The sequence below is a fragment of the Streptomyces sp. NPDC002787 genome (assembly GCF_053592095.1).
On record NZ_JBSFVC010000081.1, the window covers coordinates 1 to 4,642 of the forward strand.

Here is a 4,642-nt window from a genome sequence, read left to right on the forward strand (position 1 = left end):
CCCCGAACACCACCTCCCGCAACGACCCCGGCAACAACCCCCCAAAACCCGCACACACCTCCTCGAACGCCCCCGCAAAGACCGGGAACGCCTCGTACAACTCCCGTCCCATCCCCACCCGTTGGGACCCCTGGCCGGAGAACACCACCGCGAGCCCGCCGTCGGACGGTTCGTCGACGGTCGTAGCGCCGCTGTCGGCGAGACCCGTGAGGCTCTGGAGGAGCTGGTCGCGGTCTGCGGCCGTCACCACGGTGGCGCTGGGCAGCAGGGCCCGGGTGGTGGCGAGCGAGAGCGCCAGGTCGGGCAGCCGGATGTCGGGGAGGTCGCCCAGGAAGGCGGCGTACCGTGCGGCCTGGGCACGCAGGGCCGTGTCGTCCCGGGCGGAAAGGACGATCGGGACGACGGACACCGACGCACCGGCGGCCGGGTCGCCGGATTCCTGCCCCGCCGAGGTCTCGGGCTGCTCAAGCGCTTCGGGCTGCTCAAGCGCTTCGGGCTGCTCAAGCGCTTCGGGCTGCTCAAGCGCTTCGGGCTGTTCGAGTGCTTCAGGCTGTTCGAGGATGACGTGCGCGTTGGTGCCGCTGATCCCGAAGGACGACACACCGGCCCGGCGCGGACGTCCCGCGTCCGGCCACTGCCGTGCCTCGGTCAGCAGCTCCACCGCACCCGCCGACCAGTCAACCTCGGGCGTGGGCCGGTCCACGTGCAGCGTCTTCGGCAGTACCCCGTGGCGCAGCGCCATGACGGCCTTGATGACCCCACCGACGCCGGCCGCCGCCTGTGTATGGCCGACGTTCGACTTCAACGACCCCAGATACAGCGGCCGTTCACGCTCCTGCCCGTACGCCGCCAGCAGGGCCTGCGCCTCGATCGGGTCACCCAGCCGGGTGCCGGTTCCGTGGGCCTCCACCGCGTCCACGTCCGCCGGCGACAGCCCCGCACTCGCCAACGCGTCCCGGATCACCCGCTGCTGGGACGGACCGTTCGGCGCCGTCAGACCGTTCGACGCACCGTCCTGGTTCACCGCCGAGCCCCGCACCACCGCCAGCACGGGGTGGCCGTTTCGGCGGGCGTCCGACAGACGCTCGACGACCAGTACACCCACCCCCTCGGCGAGGGCGAAGCCGTCGGCGGCGTCCGCGAAGGCCTTGCAGCGGCCGTCGCGGGCGAGTGCCCGCTGGCGGCTGAAGCCGACGAAGGAGGCGGGCTCGGACATCACGGTGGCGCCGCCCGCGAGGGCGAGGTCGCACTCCCCCGCCCGCAGTGCCTGCACGGCGAGGTGCAGGGCGACGAGGGAGGACGAGCAGGCGGTGTCGACGGTGACGGCCGGGCCCTCCAGGCCGAGCGTGTACGCGATCCGGCCGGAGGCGACGCTGGCGGCGGCACCGGTGGCGAAGTAGCCCTCGACGTCGGTGGCCGCGTCCAGGAGCCGTGCGGTGTGGCCCTGTTCGCTGATGCCGACGTAGACGCCCGTACGGCTGCCGCGCAGTGTCGACGGGTCGATCGCGGCGCGTTCCAGGGCCTCCCAGGAGGTCTCCAGGAGCAGCCGCTGCTGGGGGTCCATTGCCGGTGCTTCGCGCGGGGAGATGTGGAAGAACGCCGGGTCGAACAGGGTGGCGTCGCCGAGGAAGCCGCCGCGGTCGACGTAGCTGGACTCCGGGGTGCGCTCGTCGGGGTCGTGGAGCCGGTGCAGGGGCCAGCCCCGGTCCGTGGGGAAGGGGCCGGTGAGGTCCGCTTTCTCGGTGAGGGCCCGCCACAGGTCCTCTGGGGAACCGATGCCGCCGGGGAAGCGGCAGCCCATGGCGACGACGGCGACGGGGTCGTCACGATCGGCGGCGGTCCTGACCACCACGGGCGCCGGACGCTCCTGCCCGCCGAAGAGCTTCTCCCCGAGGAACACGGCGAGGGCGGTCACCGTGGGATGGTCGAAGACGAGCGTGCTGGGCAGCCGCGTGCCGGTGGCGGCGGCCAGCCGGTTGCGCAGGTCGACGGCGGTGAGCGAGTCGAAGCCCAGCTCCTTGAGGGCGCGTTGCGGGTCGACGGCGTCGGGGTCGGGGTGGCCGAGGACAGCGGCGGCGTGCTCGCGCACCAGGTCGCGCAGGGCGCGGGTACGGGCGGCCCCGTCGAGGTCGGCGAGGCGGCGGGCCAGGTCGGAGGCGGGGGCGGCGCCGGTGGCCTGGTCCTCGGGGACGGCGGGCCTCGCCTCGGGGATGTCGTCCAGCAGGTGGCTGGGGCGGCCGGTGGTGAAGACCTCGGCGAAGCGCGCCCAGTCGACGTCGGCCAGGATCACCGAGGTCTCGCCGTCGGCGAGCACGGTGCGCAGCGCGGCGATCGCCGTGTCGGGGTCGATGACGGTCAGGCCGGTGGCGCGAAGCTGGTCGTAGATGGTGTCGGAGACCATGCCGCCGCCCGACCAGGGGCCCCAGGCGACGGACAGGGTGGGGACGCCGTCGGCGCTGCGCCGCTCGGCGCGCGCGTCGAGCACGGCGTTGCCCGCCGCGTAGACGGCGTGGTCGCCGGCTCCCCAGACGGCGGTGATGGAGGAGAAGTAGACGACCGCGTCCAACTGGGCGGGGTCAAGGACGGCTTCGAGGTTTTCGATGCCCGTGACCTTGGCGCCGAGGACGGTGACCAGGTCGTCGAACGGGGCCTCGGCGACGGGCCCCAACACGCCCACGCCGGCGGCATGCACGACGGCCCGGATCAGGTCGCCGTCGCGCTGGACCTCGGCGAGGGCGGCGGCCAGCGCGGGACGGTCGCCGGTGTCGCAGGCGAGCAGCGTGACCCGTACGCCCGTCTCCTCCAGTTCGGCGCGCAGGTCGTCGGCGCCGGGCGCGGCGGCGCCCCGCCTGCTGAGCAGGACGAGGTGCTCGGCGCCGTCGCGGGCGAGCCAGCGGGCGACGTGCGTGCCGAGGGCTCCGGTGCCGCCGGTGATCAGTACGGTGCCGCGCGGCGTCCATCCCGTGTGCCCGTTCGCCGTGGGGGCGGCGTGGACGAGTCGGCGGGCGAGGACGCCGGTGGGCCGGACCGCGACCTGGTCCTCGCCGTCGGTGCCGGCGAGGACGGCGAGGAGACGGTCGGTTGCGGCCCGGTCGACGGTCGCGGGGAGGTCGATCAAACCGCCCCAGTACTGCGGCAGTTCGACGGCTGCCGCCCGGCCCAGAGCCCAGACGGCGGCCTGCGTGGGCTCGGCGGGTCCGGCGTCGTCGGCGGTGCCGACGGCCCCCCGGGTGAGGCACCACAGCGGGGCGGCCGTGCCCGTCGCGACGAGTGCCTGCAGGAGGGTCAGTGTGGTGGCGAGACCGGTCGGCACGACGGCGGCGGCCGGGTGCGGTGCGGTGTCGGCGCCGGTCAGGGCCACCACGCCGGCCGGTTCGCACTCGCGGATCCGGGTGGCGAGGGTGTCGATGTCGTCGTCCGGCGTCACGGTCAGGAGCACGGCGTGCTCGGCGCGTTCTCGTACCGCCTCGGCCGCCGCCACGAGCGCCGGATCGTCCCGCAGGGCCTGTGGCATGGCGATCAGCCAGGTTCCCGGGAGGGCGGCGGGCTGCGCGGGCGGGTCCAGCGGGCGCCAGTCGACCGTGTACCGCCATGCGTCGACGGTGGTGCGCTCGCGCCGGTCGCGGCGCCAGGAGGAGAGCGCGGGCAGGACGGTGCGCAGCGCGGGTTCGTCGGCGGACAGGTCCAGGGTGGCGGCGAGGGCGGTGACGTCCTGCTCCTCGACGGCCTGCCAGAACTCCTCGTGCGCCGGGTCGGCCACGGGCGCGCCCGGCAGCGTCTGCGGCCAGTGGCGTCGGCGCTGGAAGGCGTACGTCGGCAGGTCGACCATCGGCAGGTCGACCGGAGCGCCGGACGAGGCGGGCGCGGCGGGCGCGGCGGGCGCGGCGGGCGCGGCGGGCTCGGCGGGCGCGGCGGGCGCGGCGGGCGCGGCGGGCGGGTGATCGGAGTAGGCGGGCGTCCAGTCCACCCGCACGCCGCCGACGGCGAGTTCGGCGAGCGAGGCGAACATCCGGGCGAGGCCGCCCTCGCCCCGGCGCAGGGTGCCGACGACGAGCGGCTCGCCGTCCGCCCGTTCGACGGCCTCCGCGATGGGGGCGGTCAGCACGGGGTGGGGGCTGATCTCGACGAAGACGTGATGCCCGGCTTCCACCAGGCCCGTCGCGGCGGGTTCGAGACGGACCGTGGACCGCAGGTTGCGGTACCAGTACTCCGCGTCCAGCCCGGTCGTGTCGAGCCAGTCGGCGGTCACTGTCGAGAAGAACGGGACCCGGGAGTCGGCGGGCGTCAAGTCGCCCAGGGCTGTGAGGAGTTCGTCGTGGAGCCGCTCGACGTGGAAGGTGTGCGAGGCGTAGTCCACGTCGATGCGCTTGGCACGGGCCCCGCGCGCCTCCGCCTCGGCGATGACCTCGTCCAGGCCGTCGGAGCTGCCGGCCACCACGACGGAGGACGGACCGTTGACGGCGGCCACCTCCACCCGGCCGTCGGCCAGCGGAGACAGCTCACGCACCTCGTCGGCGGGGAGCTGTACGGAGACCATTCCGCCCTGACCGGACAGGGCGAGGATCGCCTTCGAGCGCAGCGCCACCACCCGCGCCCCGTCCTCCAACGACAGCGCCCCCGCGACGACAGCGGCAGCGATCTC

The 4,642-nt window shown here is 74.8% G+C and carries 1 protein-coding gene; it reads right to left on the minus strand.

Annotation, left to right across the window (positions count from 1 at the left end):
• Positions 1-4,642 (minus strand): SDR family NAD(P)-dependent oxidoreductase (locus ACWD26_RS43945; protein WP_451279364.1); only part of this gene is annotated, 4,642 nt, incomplete at both ends.